At 73.6% G+C, this 21,092-nt stretch carries 18 protein-coding genes; 5 read left to right on the top strand and 13 right to left on the bottom strand.

The features are described from left to right. The first annotated feature begins 146 nt into the window (after positions 1–146). Positions 147–1,868 (top strand): ABC transporter transmembrane domain-containing protein, encoded by a 1,722-nt coding sequence (locus tag FB474_RS02470; RefSeq protein WP_141787214.1) that lies wholly within the window; start codon positions 147–149, stop codon positions 1,866–1,868. Between the two features lies 1 nt (position 1,869). Further along, a complete protein-coding gene (locus tag FB474_RS02465; RefSeq protein ID WP_141787213.1) occupies positions 1,870–3,663 on the top strand; it encodes an ABC transporter ATP-binding protein in 1,794 nt (597 codons plus the stop codon). 312 nt (positions 3,664–3,975) lie between these two features. Here the strand turns inward: FB474_RS02465 and FB474_RS02460 are convergent, their stop codons facing one another. The 6 genes from FB474_RS02460 to FB474_RS02435 all read right to left on the bottom strand — a co-directional run bounded on the left by FB474_RS02460 (position 3,976) and on the right by FB474_RS02435 (position 12,447). Next, entirely contained in the window at positions 3,976–5,673 is a 1,698-nt protein-coding gene (locus FB474_RS02460) for a GMC oxidoreductase (RefSeq protein ID WP_141787212.1), read from the bottom strand. Then, positions 5,670–7,262, bottom strand: coding sequence for a succinic semialdehyde dehydrogenase (locus FB474_RS02455; protein WP_141787211.1), 1,593 nt, complete (start codon positions 7,260–7,262; stop codon positions 5,670–5,672). The genes FB474_RS02460 and FB474_RS02455 overlap by 4 nt, the downstream gene beginning before the upstream one ends. Positions 7,263–7,326: 64 nt before the next feature. Then, positions 7,327–9,036 (bottom strand): glycerol-3-phosphate dehydrogenase/oxidase, encoded by a 1,710-nt coding sequence (locus tag FB474_RS02450; protein ID WP_141787210.1) that lies wholly within the window; start codon positions 9,034–9,036, stop codon positions 7,327–7,329. 20 nt (positions 9,037–9,056) lie between these two features. Then, positions 9,057–10,178 (bottom strand): GuaB3 family IMP dehydrogenase-related protein, encoded by a 1,122-nt coding sequence (locus tag FB474_RS02445; protein ID WP_141787209.1) that lies wholly within the window; start codon positions 10,176–10,178, stop codon positions 9,057–9,059. Positions 10,179–10,249: 71 nt separating this feature from the next. Further along, positions 10,250–11,773 (bottom strand): IMP dehydrogenase, encoded by a 1,524-nt coding sequence (gene guaB / locus FB474_RS02440; RefSeq protein ID WP_141787208.1) that lies wholly within the window; start codon positions 11,771–11,773, stop codon positions 10,250–10,252. A gap of 74 nt (positions 11,774–11,847) precedes the next feature. Continuing rightward, complete coding sequence (locus tag FB474_RS02435; RefSeq protein ID WP_141787207.1) at positions 11,848–12,447, bottom strand: response regulator transcription factor; 600 nt, start codon at positions 12,445–12,447, stop codon at positions 11,848–11,850. A gap of 305 nt (positions 12,448–12,752) precedes the next feature. Here FB474_RS02435 and FB474_RS02430 point away from each other — a divergent pair, with 305 nt between their 5' ends. Both FB474_RS02430 and FB474_RS02425 read left to right on the top strand, forming a co-directional pair. Continuing rightward, positions 12,753–13,049, top strand: a complete 297-nt coding sequence (locus tag FB474_RS02430) for a WhiB family transcriptional regulator (protein ID WP_141787206.1) — start codon at positions 12,753–12,755, stop codon at positions 13,047–13,049. Between the two features lie 254 nt (positions 13,050–13,303). Then, positions 13,304–13,534, top strand: a complete 231-nt coding sequence (locus FB474_RS02425; RefSeq protein WP_185746215.1) for an RNA-binding S4 domain-containing protein — start codon at positions 13,304–13,306, stop codon at positions 13,532–13,534. A 199-nt stretch (positions 13,535–13,733) separates the two neighbouring features. Here the strand turns inward: FB474_RS02425 and groL are convergent, their stop codons facing one another. Both groL and groES read right to left on the bottom strand, forming a co-directional pair. Continuing rightward, the gene (gene groL, locus FB474_RS02420) at positions 13,734–15,356 is read right to left on the bottom strand and encodes a chaperonin GroEL (RefSeq protein WP_141787204.1); all 1,623 of its coding nucleotides are present in this window, start codon (positions 15,354–15,356) and stop codon (positions 13,734–13,736) included. A 99-nt stretch (positions 15,357–15,455) separates the two neighbouring features. Then, complete coding sequence (groES, locus tag FB474_RS02415) at positions 15,456–15,752, bottom strand: co-chaperone GroES (protein WP_141787203.1); 297 nt, start codon at positions 15,750–15,752, stop codon at positions 15,456–15,458. Between the two features lie 235 nt (positions 15,753–15,987). Between groES and FB474_RS02410 the strand changes: the two genes are divergently transcribed. Continuing rightward, positions 15,988–17,214: a THUMP-like domain-containing protein gene (locus tag FB474_RS02410; RefSeq protein ID WP_141787202.1), complete on the top strand. Its 1,227-nt coding sequence runs from the start codon at positions 15,988–15,990 to the stop codon at positions 17,212–17,214. 113 nt (positions 17,215–17,327) lie between these two features. Here FB474_RS02410 and FB474_RS02405 read toward each other — a convergent pair whose 3' ends face one another. The 5 genes from FB474_RS02405 to rimI are packed head-to-tail and all read right to left on the bottom strand — an operon-like array spanning position 17,328 to position 21,088. Then, entirely contained in the window at positions 17,328–18,158 is an 831-nt protein-coding gene (locus tag FB474_RS02405; protein WP_141787201.1) for a PfkB family carbohydrate kinase, read from the bottom strand. Beyond that, complete coding sequence (locus FB474_RS02400; RefSeq protein WP_141787200.1) at positions 18,158–19,147, bottom strand: nucleoside hydrolase; 990 nt, start codon at positions 19,145–19,147, stop codon at positions 18,158–18,160. The genes FB474_RS02405 and FB474_RS02400 overlap by 1 nt, the downstream gene beginning before the upstream one ends. Before the next feature lie 9 nt (positions 19,148–19,156). Beyond that, on the bottom strand, positions 19,157–19,582 hold the full coding sequence (locus FB474_RS02395) for a YkvA family protein (RefSeq protein WP_141787199.1): 426 nt from the start codon (positions 19,580–19,582) through the stop codon (positions 19,157–19,159). A 4-nt stretch (positions 19,583–19,586) separates the two neighbouring features. Next, positions 19,587–20,633, bottom strand: a complete 1,047-nt coding sequence (gene tsaD / locus FB474_RS02390; RefSeq protein WP_141787198.1) for a tRNA (adenosine(37)-N6)-threonylcarbamoyltransferase complex transferase subunit TsaD — start codon at positions 20,631–20,633, stop codon at positions 19,587–19,589. Further along, entirely contained in the window at positions 20,630–21,088 is a 459-nt protein-coding gene (gene rimI, locus FB474_RS02385) for a ribosomal protein S18-alanine N-acetyltransferase (protein ID WP_246092008.1), read from the bottom strand. The genes tsaD and rimI overlap by 4 nt, the downstream gene beginning before the upstream one ends. Positions 21,089–21,092: the final 4 nt, after the last annotated feature.

Raw genomic sequence — 21,092 nt, 5'->3', positions numbered from 1 at the left:
GACGCGGCTGGACGCCCCGCGACCGCATGGCGGGCTTGACCTCAACCGCCCTTGATGTCGTCCCATCGGGCCATGCCACCACCCCCTCGCGCACGCCGAAAATCGGTGTCCGGGCGTCAGTGCCGACCCATACCGTGGATCCCCTGATGCAGCAGCTTCCCTACGCCGACCCCGGCACCCCCGACCTGCGCAGCCCGGCCCGACTCCTGTGGTGGATCGCCCGGGGACAGTGGCGCACCCTGCTGTGCGGCATCTGCTTCGGCGTGGTCTGGATGGTCAGCCAGGCGCTGCTGCCGCTGGCGGTCAGCCGCGGCATCGACGAGGGCATCATCAGCCACGACACCCCCCGCCTGCTGCTGTGGGGCGGGGTGATCCTGCTGCTCGGCGCCATCGGGGCCGGGGCCGGCGCCGCCCGGCACCGCTTCGCCGTGGAGAACTGGCTGCGATCCTCGTTCCGCTCCGTGCAGCTCATCGGCTACAAGGGCGCCGACACCGGCGAGGCCCTGCCGCGCACCATGCCGACCGGCGAGGTGGTCGCGACGGTCGCCTCCGACTCCATGCGCCTCGGTGGCCTGTACGACGTGACCGCCCGCTTCGCGGGCGCGATCGTGTCCTACGTCGTCGTCGCCGTCGTGCTGCTCGGCACGAGCCGGCCGCTCGGCCTGCTGGTGCTGCTGGGGGTGCCCGTCCTCGTGGCGTCCCTGTCGTTCATCCTGCGGCCGCTGCAGAAGCGCCAGGCCGCCCAGCGCGAGGAGTCCGGCCGGCTGACCACGCTCGGCGCCGACACGGTCGCCGGCCTGCGGGTGCTGCGCGGCATCGGCGGGGAGCAGACGTTCCTGCGCCGCTACGAGGCGCAGTCGCAGCAGGTGCGCCGCGTCGGCGTCAACGTCGCCGGCGTGCAGGCGGCCCTGGACGCCGCCCAGGTGCTGCTGCCGGGGGTCTTCGTCGTGCTGGTCACCTGGCTCGGTGCGCGGTTCGCGCTCGAGGGCACGATCAGCCCCGGCGACCTGGTCGCGTTCTACGGCTACTCCGCCTTCCTGGTCATCCCGCTGCGCACCGCGACCGAGTTCGCCGACCGGGCCACCCGCGCGTTCATCGGGGCCCGCAAGATCATCCGCGTGCTCTCGGTCGAGCCCGACCACGCCGACCCGGCCCCGGGCGCCGCATCCGTGCCCGAGCCCGCCGCGGACGCCGCGCTCGTCGACCCCGCCAGCGGGGTCACCATCGAGCCCGGCGCCCTGACCGCGGTGGTGACCGCCCGGCCGGAGGAGTCCTCGGCCCTGGCCGACCGCCTCGGCCGCTTCGGCCGCACCCGCACCCACGCCCACCTCGACGGCGTGGCCCTGGCCGACCTGCCCCTGGCGACGGTGCGCCGGCGGATCGTGGTCAGCGAGACCGACCCGCGCCTGTTCACCGGCACCCTGCGCGACGAGCTCGACCCCCGCGGGCGCCACGACGACGACGCGATCCTCGCGGCGCTGTCCGTGGCCAGCGGCGAGGACGTGCTCGAGGCGCTGCCCGACGGCCTGGACAGCGAAGTCGAGGAGCGCGGCCGCTCCTTCTCCGGCGGCCAGCGGCAGCGGCTGGCCCTGACCCGCGCGTTGCTCACCGGGGCCGACACGCTCGTCCTGGTCGAGCCGACCAGCGCGGTCGACGCCCACACCGAGGCGCGGATCGCCGGGCGGCTGGCGCGGGCCCGGGCCGGGCGCACCACCGTCGTCATGACCGCCAGCCCGCTGGTGCTCGACCAGGCCGACCGGGTCGTGTTCCTCGAGGACGGCCGGGCGGTCGCCACGGGCACCCACCACGAGCTGATGGCGAGCTGCACGGCATACCGCGACACCGTCGTGCGAGGGGAGGACGGCTGACATGGCCCTGACCACCGAACCGGCGACCCGCACCCTGCCGGTGGCCGACACGGCCTCGGTGCGTGCCCACGCCCGCGGGCTGCTGCGCGAGCACCGCGTCGCGATGGGCCGCGTCGTCGGCCTGCACGCCCTGGCCGCGCTCGCGGCGCTGGTGGCGCCGCGGCTCGTCGGCGACCTGGTCGACGCCGTCACCCACGGCACGACGCAGCGGCACGTCGACACCCTGGCCCTCTGGCTGGCGGCGTCGGTCGTCGTGCAGACGGCGCTGATGTGGGCCGCACGGCGCGAGTCGTTCGTCATGGGCGAGACGGTGTTCGCGCAGCTGCGCGAGCAGTTCGTCTCGCGGGTGACCTCGCTGCCGCTGTCCACCGTCGAGCGGGCCGGCACCGGCGACCTCGTCTCGCGCACGACCAACGACGTCGAGGCGCTCTCGCAGGTCGTGCGCTTCGGCATCCCGTCGCTGTTCGTCGCCGTCATCACCACGGCCCTGACCGTCGCCGCCGCCGTCGTCACCGGCCCGCTGGTCGCCCTGCCGATCGTGCTCGGCGTGCCGATCATGTGGCTGTCGACCCGCCGCTACCTGAGGCTCGCGCCGGACGGCTACCTGCGCGAGCGCGCCACCTACGCCGTCGCCAACGGCGTCATCACCGAGACCGTCGACGGTGCCCGCACCATCGACGCCCTCGGCCTGCGTCCCCAGCGCCGCCGGCGCATCGACGAGGCGATCCGGGCCTGCTTCAACGCCGAGGTCTACACCCTGCGGCTGCGGCTGGTCTGGTTCCCGCAGATCGAGTTCGCCTACCTGCTGCCGGTCGCCGGCGCCCTCGTCTGGGGCGGCTGGCTCGTCGCCGCCGGGCACACGACCGTGGGCACGGTGACCACGGTGGTGCTCTACGTCCAGCAGCTGGCCGGCCCGCTCGACGAGCTGCTCAGCTGGCTCGACGAGATCCAGGTCGGGGCCACGTCCCTGGCCCGCGTCATCGGCATCGCCGACGTCCCGCCGGACCGCGAGGCCACCGGCGAGGCGCCGGCCGACCGTCGGGTCGACGTCGAGGACGTGCGCTACAGCTACCGGTCCGGCCGCGACGTGCTCAAGGGCGTGTCGCTCGCCCTGACCCCGGGCGAGCGCCTCGCCATCGTCGGGCCGTCCGGCGCGGGCAAGTCCACGCTCGGCCGGCTCCTGGCCGGGATCGACGGGCCGCGCAGCGGCCGGGTCGAGGTCGGTGGCGTGCGCCTGGTCGACCTCGAGCTCGACCGGCTGCGGGGCGAGGTCGCCCTGGTCACCCAGGAGCACCACGTCTTCGTCGGCACCCTGGCCGACAACCTCCTGCTGGCGCGCCCCGGCGCCACCCGCGACGTCCTGCTCGACGCACTGGCCGCGGTCGACGCCGCCGACTGGGCGCTGGCCCTGCCGGACGGCCTCGACACCGTCGTGGGCAGCGGCGGTCACCGGCTGACCGAGGCCCAGTCCCAGCAGCTCGCGCTGGCCCGGCTGGTGCTGGCCGACCCGCACACCCTCGTCCTCGACGAGGCGACCTCGCTGCTGGACCCGCGAGCCGCCCGCCACCTCGAGCGCTCGCTCGCGGCGGTGGTGGAGGGCCGCACGGTCGTGGCCATCGCGCACCGGCTGCACACGGCGCACGACGCCGACCGGGTCGCGGTGGTCGAGGACGGCGACATCAGCGAGATCGGCACGCACCACGAGCTGATCGCCGCCGACGGGGCCTACGCCGCGCTGTGGCGCTCCTGGCGCGACGAGCCCGAACCGGCCACCCAGCGGGCCGTCGGCTCCTGAGCCGCGCCGGGGACGGGCACCTCCGAATCCGTTGGAAATTCGGTCAAAACACCCGTAACCCCGGTGCGGGGTCGTCGTTTCCATGGCGGTCGGGCGCTCACGCCCCGGCCACCGGTGCGGCTGCGAACTCCACCCCCGGCTCGTTCGCAGCCGCACCACGAACACCCCGGAGGAGCGGGTGCATCTGCACTTGCAGGGGGGTGCAGATGCACCTCACTCCGGGGCCCTGTGCTGCACAGGGGTGGCACGGGACCCCAGCCCCGGTCGGCTCGTCCGGCCGGGGCGCCGTGACGTCCGGGGCCGGATGCCGGCTCAGCCCGCCGGGACGACCGCGTCCCGGGCGGGCACCGGCGCCACCCGCGCGTAGCCGGCACCCTGCGCCGGCCGTGGGTCGGGCTCACCGGCGTTGGGCCACAACGACATCGCCCGCTCCGCCTGCGCGGTGATGGTCAGCGAGGGGTTGACCCCAAGGTTGGCCGAGACCGCCGAGCCGTCCACGACGTGCAGGCCCGGGTAGCCCCACACCCGGTGGTAGGCGTCGACCACGCCGGTCCCGGCGCTGTCACCGATCACGGCCCCGCCGAGGAAGTGCGCCGTCATCGGGATGTCCGCGATCTCCCCCAGCGAGCTGCCCGCGTAGGCCTTGAGCCCGGTCCGCTCGGACAGCCGGGCCGCGAGCCGGCGCAGCGCCACGTTGGCCACGGGGATCCACGTCGGGTTGGGCTGGCCGTGCCCCTGGCGGGAGGTCAGGCCCACGCCACCGAGCAGCCGGCGCCGGGCCGAGACGGTCAGGGAGTTGTCCAGGCTCTGCATCACCAGGCCGATGACCGTGCGCTCGCTCCAGCGCCGGACCGACAGCGAGCGCAGGAAGGTCACCGGGTGGCGCACGGCTTCGGCGAGGAAGCGCACCGGCCGCGGCACCCGCCCGCCCCCGTCGACGAGGATCGTCGCCAGCAGCCCCATCGCGTTGGAGCCCTTGCCGTAGCGCACGTTCTCGATGTGGGTGTCGGCGTCGGGGTGGAACGAGGACGTGATCGCCACGCCCCGGGTCAGGTCGAGGTCGCGGGGCACCCGCACCGTCATGGCGCCGCCGAGCGCCTCGCTGTTCGTGCGGGTCAGCGCCCCCAGGCGCGGCGAGAGGTCGGCCAGCTCACCGGCATACCGGAGGCGGTGCAGCAGCCGCTGGGTGCCCCAGGCACCCGCGGCGAAGACCACCTGGCCTGCGGTGACGGTTTGCCGTGCCTTGCGGAACCAGGCCCCGGTCGCCTCGGTCGTGACGAGGTAGCCGGCCTCGCGGCGCGTCTCGTCGACGGGGCGGACCGAGACGACGGTGCGCAGCGGCTCGACGCTCACCCCCCGGCGCTCGGCGAGGGCCAGGTAGTTCTTGACCAGCGTGTTCTTGGCCCCGACGCGGCAGCCGACCATGCAGTTGCCGCACTCGGTGCAGCCGGTGCGCTCCGGCCCGGCGCCGCCGAAGTAGGGGTCGGGCACCCGCTGCCCGGGCGGGCCGAAGAACACCCCGACCGGCGTCTTGCGGAACGTGTCCGCCACCCCGAGGTCCTCGGCGGTCTGCCGCATCAGCTGCTCCACCGGCCCGTCGCAGGGGTTGGTGACCACGCCGAGCATCCGGGAGGCGGTGGCGTAGTGCGGCGCGAGCTCGGCCTGCCAGTCGGTGATCGCGGCCCACTGCGGGTCGCGGAAGAACGGCTCCGGCGGCACGTAGAGCGTGTTGGCGTAGTTGAGCGACCCGCCGCCGACGCCCGCGCCGGCCAGGATCATGACGTCGGGCAGCCGGTGGATCCGCTGGACGCCGAAGCACTTCAGCCGCGGCGCCCACAGGTAGCGGCGCAGGTCCCAGGAGGTGCGCGCGAAGTCGTCGTCCTCGAACCGGCGCCCGGCCTCGTAGACGTGGACCCGGTAGCCCTTCTCGGCCAGGCGCAGCGCGGTGACCGAGCCGCCGAAGCCCGAGCCCACGACGACGACGTCGTGGTCGAACCCGCCGCCGGTCACCGGCGGCCGAGCCGCTTCATGACGGTCAGGGCCAGCGTCAGGGTGGTGGCCCAGGCCTCGTCGCTGATCCCGAACGGCGGCCCGAAGCCGAGCACGTGCTGGGCGGTGATGTTCTGGACCTCGGTGTACTTGCGGATGCCCTCCTCGCCGTGGCGGCGGGACAGCCCCGAGTCCTTCATGCCGCCCATCGGGGCGGCGACACTGCCCCACGCCGCGGCGTAGCCCTCGTTGACGTTGACCGTGCCGGCCTTGATCGCGGCGGCGATCCGCCGGCCGCGGGCGACGTCGCGGGTCCAGACCGAGGCGTTGAGGCCGTACTCGCTGTCGTTGGCCAGCGCGACCGCCTCGGCGTCGGAGCCGACCACGTAGACCGAGACCACGGGCCCGAAGGTCTCCTCGTGGCGGCAGGCCATCTCGGGGGTGACGTCGGTGAGCACGGTCGGCTCGTAGAAGTACGGGCCGAGGTCGGGCCGGGCGATGCCGCCGGTCAGGACCCGGGCACCGCGGCTGCGGGCGTCCTCGACGTGGGCGACGACCCGCTCGAGCTGGGCGGCCGAGGCGAGGGTGCCCATCTCGGTGCCGTAGGCCAGCTCCGGGCCGAGGCGCAGCTGCTGCACCGCCGGCACGAACCGCTGCAGGAACGCCTCGGCGACGTCCTCGTGCACGGCGAGGCGCTCGACCGAGACGCACAGCTGCCCGGCGGAGGAGAAGCAGGCCCGCACCGCCCCCTCGACGGCCCGGCCGAGGTCGGCGTCGGCGGCGACGTACATCGTGTTCTTCCCGCCGAGCTCGAGGGAGACGCCGACCAGGCGGCGGGCGGCCGACTCGGCCACGGCGCGCCCGGTCGCGGTCGACCCGGTGAAGCAGACGTAGTCGCCGCGGTCGACGACGGCCTGGCCGATGGTCGGCCCGTCGCCGAGCACGACCTGCAGGACGCCCTCCGGCAGCCCGGCCTCGCGCAGCAGGGCGACCGCCTTCAGCGCGGTCAGCGCGGTCTGGGTGTCGGGCCGCAGGACGACCGCGTTGCCGGCCAGCAGCGCGGGGATGGCGTCGGTGATCGCCATCGACAGCGGGTAGTTCCACGGCGAGACGATGCCCACGACGCCCTTGGGGTGGCGCACCTCGACGGCCTGGCTGAGCAGGGGGAACAGCCCCTGGCGGCGGCGCGCCCGCAGGTAGCCGTGCGCCCGGCGGGCGTAGTGCCGCGCCACGATCGCGGTGTCGGCGACCTCCTCGAACGCGTGGGCACGCGCCTTGCCCGACTCGAGCTGGATCAGGTCCAGCAGCTCGACCTGCTCGGAGAGCACCAGGTCGTGGAAGCGCAGCAGCACCCGGGAGCGGTGGGCCAGCTCGGTGCGCTCCCACGAGCGCTGGGCGGCCCGGGCCCCGGCGAAGGCGACGTCCACGTCCTCCACGGTGGACATCGGCAGCGCGGCCAGGGGCGCCCCGGTCATCGGCGTGTGCGTGAGGACCGTCTGCGGGCGTGGGGCGCAGACCACGAGCGAGGTGAGCCGGCGCGCGAGCGCTGGGTCCACGGCATACGTCGCTGTGGGGTCGGTCTCGGGGTCGGCGAGGGTCTCCGGGGCCATGGACCAGAGCGTATTTCGCCGACCCCACCTTGGCTACCCGTCGGTAACCACGGGCTGGGACGGCTCAGCTCAGCGGCACGATCTCCGGGGCGCCGAGCCGGGCGGAGTCGGCCGTCTCGTCGTCGGGCTGCTCCTGGCTGGCGCGCTCGGCCTCGACCCGGGCGAGGTAGTGCTCGACCTCCTTGCGCTGCTGCTCGGCGCTCCAGCCGAGCACCGGGGCCATCAGCGCGGCCACCGTCTCGGCGCAGGAGACGCCCCGGTCCCAGGCCTCGATGGAGATGCGGGTGCGCCGGGTCAGCACGTCGTCGAGGTGGCGGGCCCCCTCGTGGGTGCAGGCGTAGACGACCTCGGCCGCGAGGTAGTCGTCGGCGCCGGGCAGCGACCGGGCCAGGTCCGGCTCGTCGGCACACAGGTCGAGCACCTCCTCGACCAGCGAGCCGTAGCGACCCAGCAGGTGCTCGACCCGGGCGACGTGCACGCCGTAGCGGGTGGCGGTGCGGTGCCGGGCGTTCCAAGCCGCGTCGTAGCCCTCGGCCCCGAGCAGCGGGATCCGCGCCGTGCACGACGACGGCACCCGCCCGTCGAGCCCGCGCGAGACCTCGTCGACCGCGTCGGCGGCCATCACCCGGTACGTCGTGTACTTGCCGCCCGCGACGACGACGAGTCCGGGGGTGGGGTGGCCGACCACGTGCTCGCGGGAGAGCTGGGAGGTCTGCTCGCTCTCGCCCGCGAGCAGGGGCCGCAGCCCGGCATACACGCCCTCGACGTCCTCGCGGCTGAGCGGTGTGGTGAGGACCCGGTTGACGTGCCGGAGCAGGTAGTCGATGTCGCTGCTGCTGGCCGCCGGGTGGGCCTTGTCCAGGCTCCAGTCGGTGTCGGTGGTGCCGATGATCCAGTGCCTGCCCCACGGGATGACGAACAGCACCGACTTCTCGGTGCGCAGGATCAGCCCGCTCTGGGACTGGATCCGGTCCCGGGGCACGACCAGGTGGATGCCCTTGCTGGCGCGCACCCGGAACTGCCCGCGCTCCCCCACCATCGCCTGCGTCTCGTCGGTCCACACGCCGGTGGCGTTGAGCACCTGCTTGGCGCGGATCTCCAGCTCGCGCCCGCTCTCCAGGTCACGCACCCGGACCCCGGTGACCCGTTCCCCCTGCCGGAGGAACCCCATGACGCGGGAACGGTTCGCGGCCAGCGCGCCGTAGGCGACGGCGGTGCGCACCAGGGTCATCGTGTGGCGGGCGTCGTCGACCTGGGCGTCGTAGTACTGCACCGCGCCGACCAGGGAGTCCTTGCGCAGGCTGGGCACCAGGGACAGCGCCTGCCGACGGGTGAGGTGCCGGTGCCGGGGCACCCCGCGGGAGGCGGCCGAGACCGCCCCCATCGAGTCGTAGAGGGTCAGCCCGGCACCGACGTAGGGCCGCTCCCACAGCCGGTGGGTCAGCGGGTAGACGAACGGCACCGGCCGGACCAGGTGCGGGGCGAGGGTGCGCAGCAGCAGCGCCCGCTCGCGCAGGGCCTCGCGCACCAGCCGGAAGTCGAGCATCTCCAGGTAGCGCAGGCCACCGTGGATCAGCTTGCTGGACCGGCTCGAGGTGCCCGAGGCCCAGTCCCGCGCCTCGAGGATCGCGACGGACAGCCCGCGCGTGGCGGCGTCGAGGGCCGCGCCGGCCCCCACGACGCCACCACCGACGATGACGACGTCGAGCTCCTCCTCCTGCATCGCGGCCAGGGCGCGGGTGCGCTCGGCCGGGGACAGGGCTGTGGACTCCATCGCGACCCCCTCGAGGTGCGTCAGCTGCGCTGGTAGGGCGCGACGACGACCTCGACGCGCTGGAACTCCTTGAGATCGGAGTAGCCGGTCGTGGCCATGGCCCGCTTCAGCGCCCCGATCAGGTTGGTGGTGCCGTCCGCGACCCGGCCGGGCCCGAGCAGGATCTCCTCGAGCGAGCCGAGCGCGCCGACCGCGACGCGCTCGCCGCGCGGCAGCTGCTGGTGGTGGGCCTCCGGCCCCCAGTGGTATCCGCGGCCGGGCGCCTCGGTCGCGCGCGCCAGGGCCGCGCCGAGCATGACCGCGTCGGCGCCGCAGGCGATGGCCTTGATGATCTCGCCGCTGCGGCCCATGCCACCGTCGGCGATGACGTGCACGTAGCGGCCGCCGGACTCGTCCATGTAGTCGCGCCGGGCGGCGGCCACGTCGGCGATCGCCGAGGCCATCGGGGCGTGGATGCCCAGGGTCAGCCGGGTGGTGTGGGCGGCGCCTCCACCGAACCCGACGAGGACGCCCGCGGCGCCGGTGCGCATGAGGTGCAGGGCGGCGGTGTAGGACGCCGCGCCGCCGACGATCACCGGCACGTCGAGCTCGTAGATGAAGCGCTTGAGGTTGAGCGGCTCGGCCCGGCCGGAGACGTGCTCGGCCGAGACGGTGGTGCCGCGGATGACGAACAGGTCGACGCCGGCGTCGACGACGGTCTTCCAGTGCTCCTGGGTGCGCTGCGGCGACAGCGCGCCGGCGACGGTGATGCCCGCGTCGCGGATCTGCTTGAGGCGCGCGGAGATCAGCTCGGGCTTGATCTCCTCGGCGTAGATCTCCTGCATCCGCGAGGTGGCCGACTCCGGGCCGAGCGCCGCGATCTCGGCCAGCAGCGGGGCCGGGTCCTCGTAGCGGGTCCACAGGCCCTCGAGGTCGAGCACCGGCAGGCCGCCCAGCCGGCCGAAGGCGATCGCGGTCTCGGGCGACATCACCGAGTCCATCGGCGCCCCGATGACCGGCAGGTCGAAGTGGTAGGCGTCGATCTGCCAGGCGACCGAGACCTCCTCGGGGTCGCGGGTGCGCCGCGAGGGCACGACCGCGATGTCGTCGAAGGAGTACGCACGGCGGCCGCGCTTGCCTCGGCCGATCTCGATCTCAGTCACGCCGCAAGGTTACCGGCGACGCGTCGACGCCCGTGCCCCGCGGGTGCGGGGCACGGGCGTCGGCCGGTGGCTCAGCGACCGACCGTGTAGTTCGGCGCCTCGACGATGCCCTGGATGTCGTGCGGGTGGCTCTCCTTGAGCGAGGCCGACGTGATGCGCACGAAGCGGCCCTTCTGCTGCAGCTCGGCCACGGTGCGGGCGCCGACGTAGAACATCGACTGGCGCAGGCCGCCGACCATCTGGTGCGCGACGGCCGACAGCGGGCCGCGGTAGGCGACGCGGCCCTCGATGCCCTCGGGCACGATCTTGTCGTCGGAGTCGACCTCGGCCTGGAAGTAGCGGTCCTTGGAGAACGACTTCTTGCCGCGGCTGCTCATGGCGCCGAGCGAGCCCATGCCGCGGTAGCTCTTGAACTGCTTGCCGTTGACGAAGATCAGCTCACCCGGGCTCTCCTCGCAGCCGGCGAGCAGGGAACCGACCATGACGGCGTCGGCGCCGGCGACGATCGCCTTGGCGATGTCACCGGAGTACTGCAGGCCGCCGTCGGCGATGACCGGCACGCCGGCCGGCTTGCACGCCTGGGCCGCGGCGTGGACGGCCGTGATCTGCGGTGCGCCGACGCCGGTGACGATGCGGGTCGTGCAGATCGAGCCGGGACCGACGCCGACCTTGACGGCATCGGCGCCCGCGTCGACGAAGGCCTGGGCGCCCTCGGTCGTCGCGACGTTGCCGCCGATGACCTGGACGTGGCGCGTGGCCGGGTCGGACTTCAGGCGCTGGACCATCTCGAGGAGCATCCGGACGTGGCCGTGGGCCGTGTCGGCGACGAGGACGTCGACGCCGGCCTCGATGAGCGTGGTCGCGCGCTCCCACGCGTCGCCGAAGTAGCCGATCGCGGCACCGACCATGAGGCGCCCCGCCCCGTCCGTGCTCGCGTCGGGGAACTGCTCCCTCTTGACGAAGTCCTTGACGGTGATGAGCCCGGCAAGGTGGCCCTCGGAGTCGACGATCGGCAGCCGCTCGCGCTTGTGCTGGCGCAGCAGGGCGGTCGCGTCCTCGCGGCTGATGCCCTCGTGGCCGGTGATGAGCGGCATCGGCGTCATGACGTCACGCACGCGCGTGGTGGCCCACTCGGCGACCGGGGTGAAGCGCAGGTCGCGGTTGGTGACCATGCCGATGAGCTTCTTGTCGCCGTCGAGCACCGGCAGGCCCGAGATGCGGTACTCGCCGCAGATCTGGTCGAGCTCCTCGAGCGTGGCGTCGGGGCCGATGGTGACCGGGTTGGCGATCATGCCGGTCTGCGTCCGCTTGACGAGGTCGACCTGGTAGGCCTGGTCGTGGATCGACAGGTTGCGGTGGAGCACGCCGAGGCCACCCTGACGGGCCATGGCGATGGCCATGCGGGCCTCGGTGACGGTGTCCATCGCCGCCGAGACGAGGGGGGTCCGGATCGTCAGCTCGCGGGTCAGCCGCGTCGAGGTGTCGATGTCGGTCGGCGCGAGGTCGCTGTACCCCGGAAGGAGCAGCACGTCGTCGAAGGTCAGGCCGAGGGCGGCGAACGGAGCAGGGACGTCGGGGGCAGCCTCGATGCTCATTGACCGATTCTAAGGCAGCCCGGCGGGCCCTCCGGACGCCGTGCCGCAGCCGACGTCGCGCAGGTCACGGCAGGTCAGCGCAGCAGCCCCTGGCGGAACGCGAGCGCCACCGCGTGCGCCCGGTCGAGCGCCCCGAGCTTGTGCAGCAGCCGCTTGGCGTGGCTCTTGACCGTCTCGGCGGCGAGGAACAGCTCGGCCCCGATCTCGGGGTTGCTCAGCCCGCGGCTCATCCCCTCCAGCACGGCCAGCTCACGGGGGGTCAGCGGGATCGGGGCGGACGGCGGGCGCACGCTGGCGTGGGCCAGGCCCTGGGAGACCGCACGCACCAGCTGTTCGCGGCTGGCGTCCTCGTGCACGTAGCCCAGGGCGCCGGCGGCGACGGACTCCGCCACCGGGTCGGTGTGGCCCACCGGCGCGATCATCACGACGGCCGCGCTGGGCTGCACGTCGAGCAGCCGGGCCAGGACCGCCGCGCCGTCGACCTGCGCGTCCTCGGCCGGGTCACCGCCGGCCTCGAGCAGGGTCAGGCTGGGGCGTTCCATCACCACCCGGGACAGGACCTCCTCGGCGGAGCCCACGGTGACGACCCGGGTCACGCCCCGCACCGCCCCGACCTCCCGGGCCAGGCGTTCGCGCGTCCCGGCGTCGGACGCGCACACCAGAACGGTTGGCATCGCGTTTCCCCCCGGTTTCCCTCACGTCGATGGTGGGCACACCTTAGGCGGTCGGAATGAGCCTTGTCGCCGGAAACCAGACACGAGGGCGGTGGATGTCTTGAAGATTTCTTGACGCTCGACACCTGTTCACGCCACTGACCCACGGGTAGCGTCCCGGGGACGGGGGTGGCTTCGTGGCCCGCCGCACGTGAGGGCGTGCTCGGCTCACGTCGCGACCTGCTTGACAGGCAACAGAACAGTGCAAGGCCAGGAAAGACAGCACGCGGTCCGGCCGCTCGGCCGGGACTATGGAGGAGGCACCGTTGGCCGAAATCTCTCGCTTGCCCGGGCCAGTTGCGGATCTGTGGGATTGGCAGCTCGAGGGCTCCTGTCGGCGCGAAAACCCCGATGTGTTCTTCCACCCCGAGGGTGAGCGTGGACCCGCCCGGCGCAACCGCGACAGTGCCGCCAAGGCTGTCTGCCTCGGCTGCCCTGTACTCACCCAGTGCCGGGCCCACGCGCTGAAGGTGCGTGAGCCCTACGGCGTGTGGGGTGGCATGACCGAGGACGAGCGCGAGGCGATCTACGCCGGGACGTCCGCGATCCCGGCCGCCAGCTAGGACATCGGAACGCAGGGGCCGCGACCCACCCGGGTCGCGGCCCTTCCGTATGCCGTGTCCGTCGCCACTCCCCGCCGAGTACGTCGGGGAGTTCCAGCCTCACCGCACCGTGCGTGCGGGTGGGGTGACGGCTCTGCGCCTGCTGCGCTCCCTGACGGCGATGCCGCCATCACCCGGACCTCCGGTGTGGTCGGGTGGGACCCCGTGGCTGCTCACTCCCGCCCGCCGACGTGGTTGCCGGCGCAACCGGGATGATGGGTCCCGTGAGCGAGCGCATCGAGGTCCCCATCCGTGACGAGGTCATCCGCCTGGGCCAGCTGCTGAAGCTGGCCAACGCCGTCGAGGACGGCGCGCAGGCCCGCGAGGCGATCGAGGCCGGGGACGTCAGCGTGGACGGCGAGGTCGAGACGCGCCGCGGTCGCCAGGTCCCCGTCGGCGCCACCGTCACCCTCGGCGACCTGACCATCGAGGTCACCCCCGCCTGACCCCTCCTGCGGGCCAACGACACAGGTTCGTCCCACCTCGCACAGGAACCAACCTCTGCCAGGTGGGACGAACCTGTGCTGCACGGACCGCCATGCCAGGTGAGGGACGCCAGGACCTGTCACCGCGGGTTTGTCCGGCATACGCAGCGAAGGCCGCAACCCCGAGGGGTTGCGGCCTTCGCCGTGTCGTGCCTGTCGGTCAGTGACCGTGGCCGTGGCCGTGCCCGTGACCGCCGGCCTCGGGCTCCTCCTCGACCTTCTTCTCGACCACCAGGGTGTCGGTGGTGAGGACCATCGAGGCGATCGACGCGGCGTTGCGCAGCGCCGAACGGGTGACCTTGACCGGGTCGATGACGCCGGCCTTGACCAGGTCGGTGTACTCGCCGGTCGCGGCGTTGAGGCCGTTGCCGACCTCGAGCTCGCGGACCTTGGAGACGGCGACGTAGCCCTCGAGGCCGGCGTTCTCGGCGATCCACCGCAGCGGCTCGGCCGCGGCCTTGCGCACGATGTTGGCGCCGGTGGCCTCGTCGCCCTCGAGCGCGAGGGTGTCGAGCACCGCGGAGGCGTGGACGAGGGCGGAGCCGCCACCGGCGACGATGCCCTCCTCGATCGCCGCACGGGTCGCCGAGATGGCGTCCTCGATGCGGTGCTTCTTCTCCTTGAGCTCGACCTCGGTGTGCGCGCCGACCTTGATCACGCAGACGCCGCCGGAGAGCTTGGCGAGGCGCTCCTGGAGCTTCTCGCGGTCCCAGTCGGAGTCGGTGCGCTCGATCTCGGCCTTGATCTGGTGCACGCGGCCGGCCACGTCGTCGTGGGCGCCGGCGCCGTCGACGATCGTGGTGTTGTCCTTGGTGACCACGACGCGGCGGGCCTGGCCGAGGACGTCGAGGTCGGCCTGGTCGAGCTTGAGCCCGACCTCCTCGGAGATGACCTGGCCGCCGGTGAGGATGGCCATGTCCTGCAGCATCGCCTTGCGGCGGTCGCCGAAGCCTGGGGCCTTGACCGCGACGGCGTTGAACGTGCCGCGGATCTTGTTGACCACCAGGGTCGACAGCGCCTCGCCGTCGATGTCCTCGGCGATGATCAGCAGCGGCTTGCCGGACTTGACGACCTTCTCCAGCACCGGGAGCAGGTCGGAGACCGCGGAGATCTTGCCCTGGTTGATGAGCACGTAGGCGTCCTCGAGGACGGCCTCCATGCGCTCGGCGTCGGTGACGAAGTAGGGCGAGATGTAGCCCTTGTCGAACTGCATGCCCTCGGTGAAGTCGAGCTCCATCGCGGTCGTGGAGGACTCCTCGACCGTGATGACGCCGTCCTTGCCGACCTTGTCGAACGCGTCGGCGATGAGGCCACCGATGGTGGCGTCCTGCGCGGACAGCGTGGCGACCTGGGCGATCTCGTCCTTGCCCTCGACCTCGCGGGCCGTGTCGAGCAGGCGGGTGTTGACCGCCTCGACGGCCTTGTCGATGCCGCGCTTGAGGCCGGCCGGGGCCGCGCCCGCCGCAACGTTGCGCAGGCCCTCCTTGACCATGGCCTGGGCCAGCACGGTCGCGGTGGTCGTGCCGTCACCGGCGACGTCGTTGGTCTTGGTGGCGACCTCCTTGGCGAGCTGGGCGCCGAGGTTCTCGTAGGGGTCCTCGAGCTCCACCTCTCGGGCGATGGTCACGCCGTCGTTGGTGATGGTCGGGGCGCCCCACTTCTTGTCGATGACGACGTTGCGGCCCTTGGGGCCCAGCGTCACCTTGACGGCGTTGGCGAGGGCGTCCACACCGCGCTCGAGCGCCTTGCGTGCGGAGTCGTCGAACTCCAGCGTCTTGGCCATGAAGTGTGTCCTTCAGTCGTAAGGGTGGTTCAACGGACGTGCCCCGACGCGCACCTGGGGTCAGGCACGTCGCCGGGGCGCGTCATACGGAGCAGAAGCTCAGCTGGTGACAACCGCGAGGACGTCGCGGGCCGAGAGGATGAGGTACTCCTCGCCGGCGTACTTGACCTCGGTGCCGCCGTACTTGCTGTAGATGACCTTGTCACCCACGGCAACGTCGAGCGGGACGCGGTTGCCCTTGTCGTCGATGCGGCCGGGACCGATCGCCAGGACCTCGCCCTCCTGGGGCTTCTCCTTGGCGGTGTCCGGGATGACCAGACCGGAGGCCGTCGTCTGCTCGGCCTCGACGGACTTCACGACGATGCGGTCTTCGAGCGGCTTGATGGAAACCGACACGTGCTGACCTCCCCTTCGGGAATGTCGATGTGGACGTTTGGGTGGAACTGCTCGGGGTGCGGCCGTGCAGGCGTGTCGCCGTCGCGGGGGTCGACGCGCTCGCGGGTCGCGATTGGCACTTGCCGGGGGCGAGTGCCAATCAGAATCTAGGTCCGCGTTTAGCACTCGGTCAACTCGAGTGCCAGCGCCCGGATCCGGGCACGCACCCGACCGGGCATGGGGGAGGATGTGCGCCATGGACCTCGCGGCGGTGGAGAAGCTCGTCTCGGGCGAGGGCTGGGGCCTGCTGCAGTCACTCCCGCCGTATGACGAGTCCTCGGCGATGCAGCTCGGCCACCAGCTGCGCCTGGCCGGCTTCGACCCCGAGCTGGTCGCCGCCGCCCTCACCCAGTCACGGCTGCGGGCCCGGGCGCGGAGCAAGTTCGGTGAGTTCGCCGCCGGGATGATGTTCACCGCCGACGGCCTGGAGCAGGCCACCCGCCTGGAGCTGGCGGCCCGGCACGCGTCGCGCTTCCGCGAGGCCGGGGTGGGGCACGTGCTGGACCTCGGCTGCGGCATCGGCTCCGACGCCATGGCCTTCGCCGGGCTGGAGCTGGTCGTGACCGCCGTCGACGCCGACGAGGTCGCCGCCGCCATCGCCGGGGTCAACCTGCGGCACTGGCCGTCCGCGCGCACCCTCGTCGGCACGGTGGAGGACACCGAGCTGCCCACCGGTGACGCCGCCCGGCACGCCGGGGCCTGGCTGGACCCGGCCCGGCGCCTGCCCGGCGTGTCCGACGCGCGCGGGCGCACCCGGCGCGTGTTCAACCTGCAGGCCATCTCACCCTCGTGGGACACCGTGCAGGAGGTGGCCCGGACCCTGCCGGCGACCGGAGCCAAGCTCAGCCCGGCGTTCCCGCACGCAGCCCTGCCCCCCGGCGCCGAGGCGCAGTGGACCTCCTTCGGCGGCGAGGTGCTCGAGTGCGCGGTGTGGTGGGGTCCCCTGGTCGAGCGGGCCGGACGCAGCGCTTTGCTTCTGGGGCCCGACGGGAGCGCGTCGACGGTGAGCCAGGCCGACGCCGCCGGGCCGGCGCCGACCGCCGAGGCGCTCACCGGGCTCGGCCAGTTCCTCTACGAGCCGGACCGCGCGGTGATCCGGGCGGGCCTGGTCTCGGCCCTGACCGCGGCCGTCGACGGCGTGGAGGTGGACGCCGGGCTGGGCTACGTCAGCGCCGACCGGGCGGTCGACCTGCCGTGGGCCCGCCGGTTCGTGGTGACCGAGGCGCTGCCGTTCCACGTCAAGACGCTGCGGGCCTGGCTGCGCGAGCGCGACGTCGGCAACCTGACCATCAAGAAGCGCGGGGTCAGCACCGACGCCGACGCGCTGCGTCGCCAGCTGCGGCTGACCGGCTCGGCCGAGCTGACCGTGGTCCTGACCCGGGTCGCCGGCCAGCAGGTCGTCCTGGCCGTCCGCCCCGCCTGACCGACGCCCCGATCCCCGCCACCCCTTCCGCCGAGAGGGACGTTTGTCTGGGTTTGGGCCCCCTCAAACCCGAGAAACGTCCCTCTCGGCGAGAGAAGGCGCCCGTCAGTTCGTCAGAGGGCAGGGTCGGGCTGGGCACCGTGGCGGCGGACCGCCTCGGCTCCCGCCTCCATCGCCGCCGCGAGCGCCTCGTCGCGGCCGAGCCCGCGCGCCAGCGCCGCCGCGAGCGCCCCGCAGAACGCGTCACCCGCACCGGTCGTGTCGAGCACCTCACCCTCCGGGACCCCCACCGCGGGAGCCGGTATGCCGTCCCAGGCCGCGCCGTTGGCCCCGAACGTCACGAGCAGCGACCCCGGGACCTGCCCGGCGTCGGCGAGCGCCAGCGCCTCGTGCTCGTTGACCACGACCGGGTCGGCGAGGGCGACGACGTCGTGCGGCAGGGCGGCATACGGGGCGAGGTTGAGGACCACCCGCGCGCCGGCGCCGGTGGCGCGGCGCACCGCCGCGACGACGGCCGCCACGGGCACCTCCAGGGAGGCGAGCAGGACGTCACCGGGACCGGCCTGGTCCAGCGCGGACAGGTGGGAGGCCGACACCGCCGCGTTGGCGCCGGGCACGACGACGATGACGTTCTCCCCCGCCGCGTCGACGGTGATGATCGCGTGCCCGGTCACCGCGCCGGCCTCGACCGACACCGGCCCGGCGTCGATGCCGAGGGCGGCCAGCCGGCGCCGGTAGGCCGCTCCCCCGTCGTCCTCGCCGACCGCACCGAGCATGACCACGTCGGCTCCGGCAGCTCGGGCGGCCACTGCCTGGTTGGCGCCCTTCCCACCGGCGAACCGTGCCAGCCCCTCCCCCATCAGGGTCTCGCCCGGCCGCGGGTGCCGTTCGACCCGGGTGACCAGGTCGACGTTGAGCGAACCGAGGACGAAGACCCGCCCCATCAGCGGCGACCGCCGACGGTGTCCAGCCACAGCCGGGCGTAGCGCTCGGCCTCGACGTGCAGGGCGACGTCGACGCTCGTGGGGGCCTGGCCGTGGGGGTCGTGGGCCAGGTCGCCGGACCAGTCACGCCGGTCGACGATGGTGCGCCCGCGCGACCAGGTGCCGGCCAGCTCTACCCGGACCGGCAGCCGCTCGGTGCGCAACCCGGCCCGGTCGAGGACCGCACAGACCGCACCGGCGTCGCCGATCGTCGCGTCCGGGGTGCCGAACCGCTCGCATTGGAAGGCGATCAGGCGCCCGGCGAGGTCACCCGGGCCACCCGGGTCGGCGCTGCGCAGGGTCGCGGCCTCTCCGGCGGTGACCCGCACGTCGTAGAAGACGTCCAGGCCGTACATGGTGACTGGCACCCCGAGCTCGGCCGCGGCCTCGAGGACCACGGCCGCCGCCTCGGGGTCGTGCCAGACGTTGAACTCCGCCGAGGCGGTCGCGTTGCCCACATGGGCAGCCCCGCCCATGAAGACGATCTCGCGCAGGCCCGCGGCAGCCTGCGGCCACATGCGCAGCAGCAGCGCGATGTTGGTCAGCGGCGCCATCGGCACCAGCGTGATCTTCTGCTCATCGGGCCTGGTGGAGGCCTCCAGCAGGACGTCGCAGAGCAGCTCCACCGCGTGCCGACCGTCCGGCTCGCGGGTCGAGCGGGGCCAGTCGAGGTCGCCCATCCCGTCCTGGCCGTGGACGTGCCGGGCGTCCCGGGCCGGCTCCAGCAGCGGGCGCTCGGCGCCCCGGGCCACCGGCACGTCGGGACGCCCTGCCGCATCCAGCACGGTCAGCGTGTTGCGCACGACGTCGTCGACCCCGGCGTTGCCGCCGACGCAGCTGACGGCCCGCAGGTCGAGGTCCGGATGCATCGCCGCGAGCAGGACGGCGCAGGCGTCGTCGACCCCGGTGTCGACGTCGAGGACCACGGGCAGGCGATGGGACGCGGGCATGCGGCGACCCTAGCCGGGCAGGCCGGGACCCGGCCCGGGTGCCCGGCGGCGGCCGTCGAGCACCCGCTCGAGCAGGCGCGGGCTGGCCGGCCAGGCGGCCAGGAGGGTCTCGCGCGGGACGCTGCGCGCGGCATACCGCAGCAGCAGGACGACGGCGACGACGTCGTCCAGCGGGCCGATCACCGGCAGGAACTCCGGGAGCAGGTCGATCGGCGAGACCACCCACACGACGGCGACGAGCAGCGCCACCCGGGCCCGGCGGGGCACCGCGGGGTCGCCGCGCAGCCGCCGGGCTGTGGTCACGCAGGCCGGCAGGAACTCGGCGACGTCGCGCAGCAGCCCCGGTGGCAGCCGGTGCGCCAGCAGCACCATCACCGCGCAGCTCAGCCCCCACAGGGCCAGCGCCACCCCGGCGACGACCAGCAGGCGGGTCATGGCCTCAGGCCTGGACCAGCGACACCGGCATGGAGGAGTCGGCAGGCAGGTCCAGCGGCGAGGGGGTGCGGCCGCGGGCGACCATCTGCGCGCCGAGCGAGGCGACCATCGCGCCGTTGTCGGTGCACAGCCCGGGGCGGGGCACGCGCAGCCGGATGCCGGCCGCGTCGCAGCGCTCCTGGGCCATGGCGCGCAGCCGGCTGTTGGCTGCCACGCCGCCGCCGATGAGCAGGTCCTCGACGCCGTTCTCGCGGCAGGCCAGGACCGCCTTGCGGGTCAGCACGTCGGTCACCGCCTCCTGGAAGCTCGCCGCGACGTCGGCCACCGGCACCGGCTGCCCGTCGCGCTCGCGCGCCTCCACCCAGCGGGCCACGGCGGTCTTCAGCCCGGAGAAGGAGAAGTCGAACCGGTGCCGCTCCATGTCCCGCCGCGAGGTCAGCCCGCGCGGGAAGTCGATGTATGCCGCGTCGCCCTCGCGCGCCGCCCGGTCCACGTAGGGGCCGCCCGGGAACGGCAGGCCCAGGACGCGGGCGACCTTGTCGAACGCCTCGCCGGCGGCGTCGTCGATGGTGCTGCCGAGGGAGCGGATGTCGTGGGTGACGTCGGGGACGAGCAGCAGGCTGGAGTGACCGCCGGAGACGAGCATCGCCATGGTCGGCTCGGGCAGCGGGCCGTGCTCGACGATGTCGACGGCGACGTGGGCGGCGAGGTGGTTGACCCCGTAGAGCGGCTTGCCCAGCGCCACCGCGAGCGCCTTGGCGGAGGCGACGCCGACCAGGAGGGCCCCGGCCAGCCCGGGCCCCGAGGTGACCGCGACCGCGTCGACGTCCTCGAGCCGGATGCCCGCCTCGCGGCTCGCCCGCTCGATCGTGGGCACCATCGCCTCGAGGTGGGCCCGGCTGGCGACCTCGGGCACGACACCGCCGAAGCGGGCGTGCTCGTCGACGCTGCTGGCGACCGCGTCGACGAGCAGCGTCTCGCCCCGGACGATCCCGACCCCGGTCTCGTCGCAGGAGGTCTCGATGCCGAGCACCAGCGGCTGGTCGGTCACGGGGTGTCTCCCTTCAGGTGCAGCCGCATGACGTGGGCGTCCACGTCACCGGGCTGGTAGTACTTGCGGCGCACGGTCAGCAGCTCGAACCCGCTGCGTGCGTACAGCCTCTGGGCCGCCTCGTTGTCGGCCCGGACCTCCAGCATGAGGTGCTCGGCGCCGGACTCGCGGGCGTCCGCGACGAGCCGGTCGAGCAGCACCCGCCCCAGCCCGGTGCCCTGGTGGGCGGGGGCCACGGCGATCGTCATGACGTCGGCGACGTCGCCGCCACGGTCCAGCCCGGCATACCCGGCGAGGCTGTCGCCCGACTGGGCGACGACGTAGGAGCGGCGCGGCCGCTGCGCCAGCTCGGCCCACCACGTCGGCTCGCCCCACGCGTCGTGGGCGAACAGCTGCTGCTCGAGGGTGACCAGCTCGGGGACGTCCTGCCAGCGCAGGGGGCGCAGCTGCGTCACGGCG

This window comes from Oryzihumus leptocrescens (assembly GCF_006716205.1).
Lineage (GTDB): Bacteria > Actinomycetota > Actinomycetes > Actinomycetales > Dermatophilaceae > Oryzihumus > Oryzihumus leptocrescens.
This window is presented reverse-complemented; position numbering and strand designations above follow the sequence as displayed.

Excerpts from the sequence above, each read along its gene's own strand:
- FB474_RS02470 (WP_141787214.1), top strand. The coding sequence starts at position 147 with ATGCAGCAGCTTCCCTACGCCGACCCCGGCACCCCCGACCTGCGCAGC.
- FB474_RS02465 (WP_141787213.1), top strand. The coding sequence starts at position 1,870 with ATGGCCCTGACCACCGAACCGGCGACCCGCACCCTGCCGGTGGCCGAC.
- FB474_RS02455 (WP_141787211.1), bottom strand. The coding sequence starts at position 7,262 with ATGGCCCCGGAGACCCTCGCCGACCCCGAGACCGACCCCACAGCGACG.
- FB474_RS02450 (WP_141787210.1), bottom strand. The coding sequence starts at position 9,036 with ATGGAGTCCACAGCCCTGTCCCCGGCCGAGCGCACCCGCGCCCTGGCC.
- guaB (WP_141787208.1), bottom strand. The coding sequence starts at position 11,773 with ATGAGCATCGAGGCTGCCCCCGACGTCCCTGCTCCGTTCGCCGCCCTC.
- FB474_RS02435 (WP_141787207.1), bottom strand. The coding sequence starts at position 12,447 with ATGCCAACCGTTCTGGTGTGCGCGTCCGACGCCGGGACGCGCGAACGC.
- FB474_RS02425 (WP_185746215.1), top strand. The coding sequence starts at position 13,304 with ATGGGTCCCGTGAGCGAGCGCATCGAGGTCCCCATCCGTGACGAGGTC.
- groL (WP_141787204.1), bottom strand. The coding sequence starts at position 15,356 with ATGGCCAAGACGCTGGAGTTCGACGACTCCGCACGCAAGGCGCTCGAG.
- FB474_RS02410 (WP_141787202.1), top strand. The coding sequence starts at position 15,988 with ATGGACCTCGCGGCGGTGGAGAAGCTCGTCTCGGGCGAGGGCTGGGGC.
- FB474_RS02405 (WP_141787201.1), bottom strand. The coding sequence starts at position 18,158 with ATGGGGCGGGTCTTCGTCCTCGGTTCGCTCAACGTCGACCTGGTCACC.
- FB474_RS02400 (WP_141787200.1), bottom strand. The coding sequence starts at position 19,147 with ATGCCCGCGTCCCATCGCCTGCCCGTGGTCCTCGACGTCGACACCGGG.
- FB474_RS02395 (WP_141787199.1), bottom strand. The coding sequence starts at position 19,582 with ATGACCCGCCTGCTGGTCGTCGCCGGGGTGGCGCTGGCCCTGTGGGGG.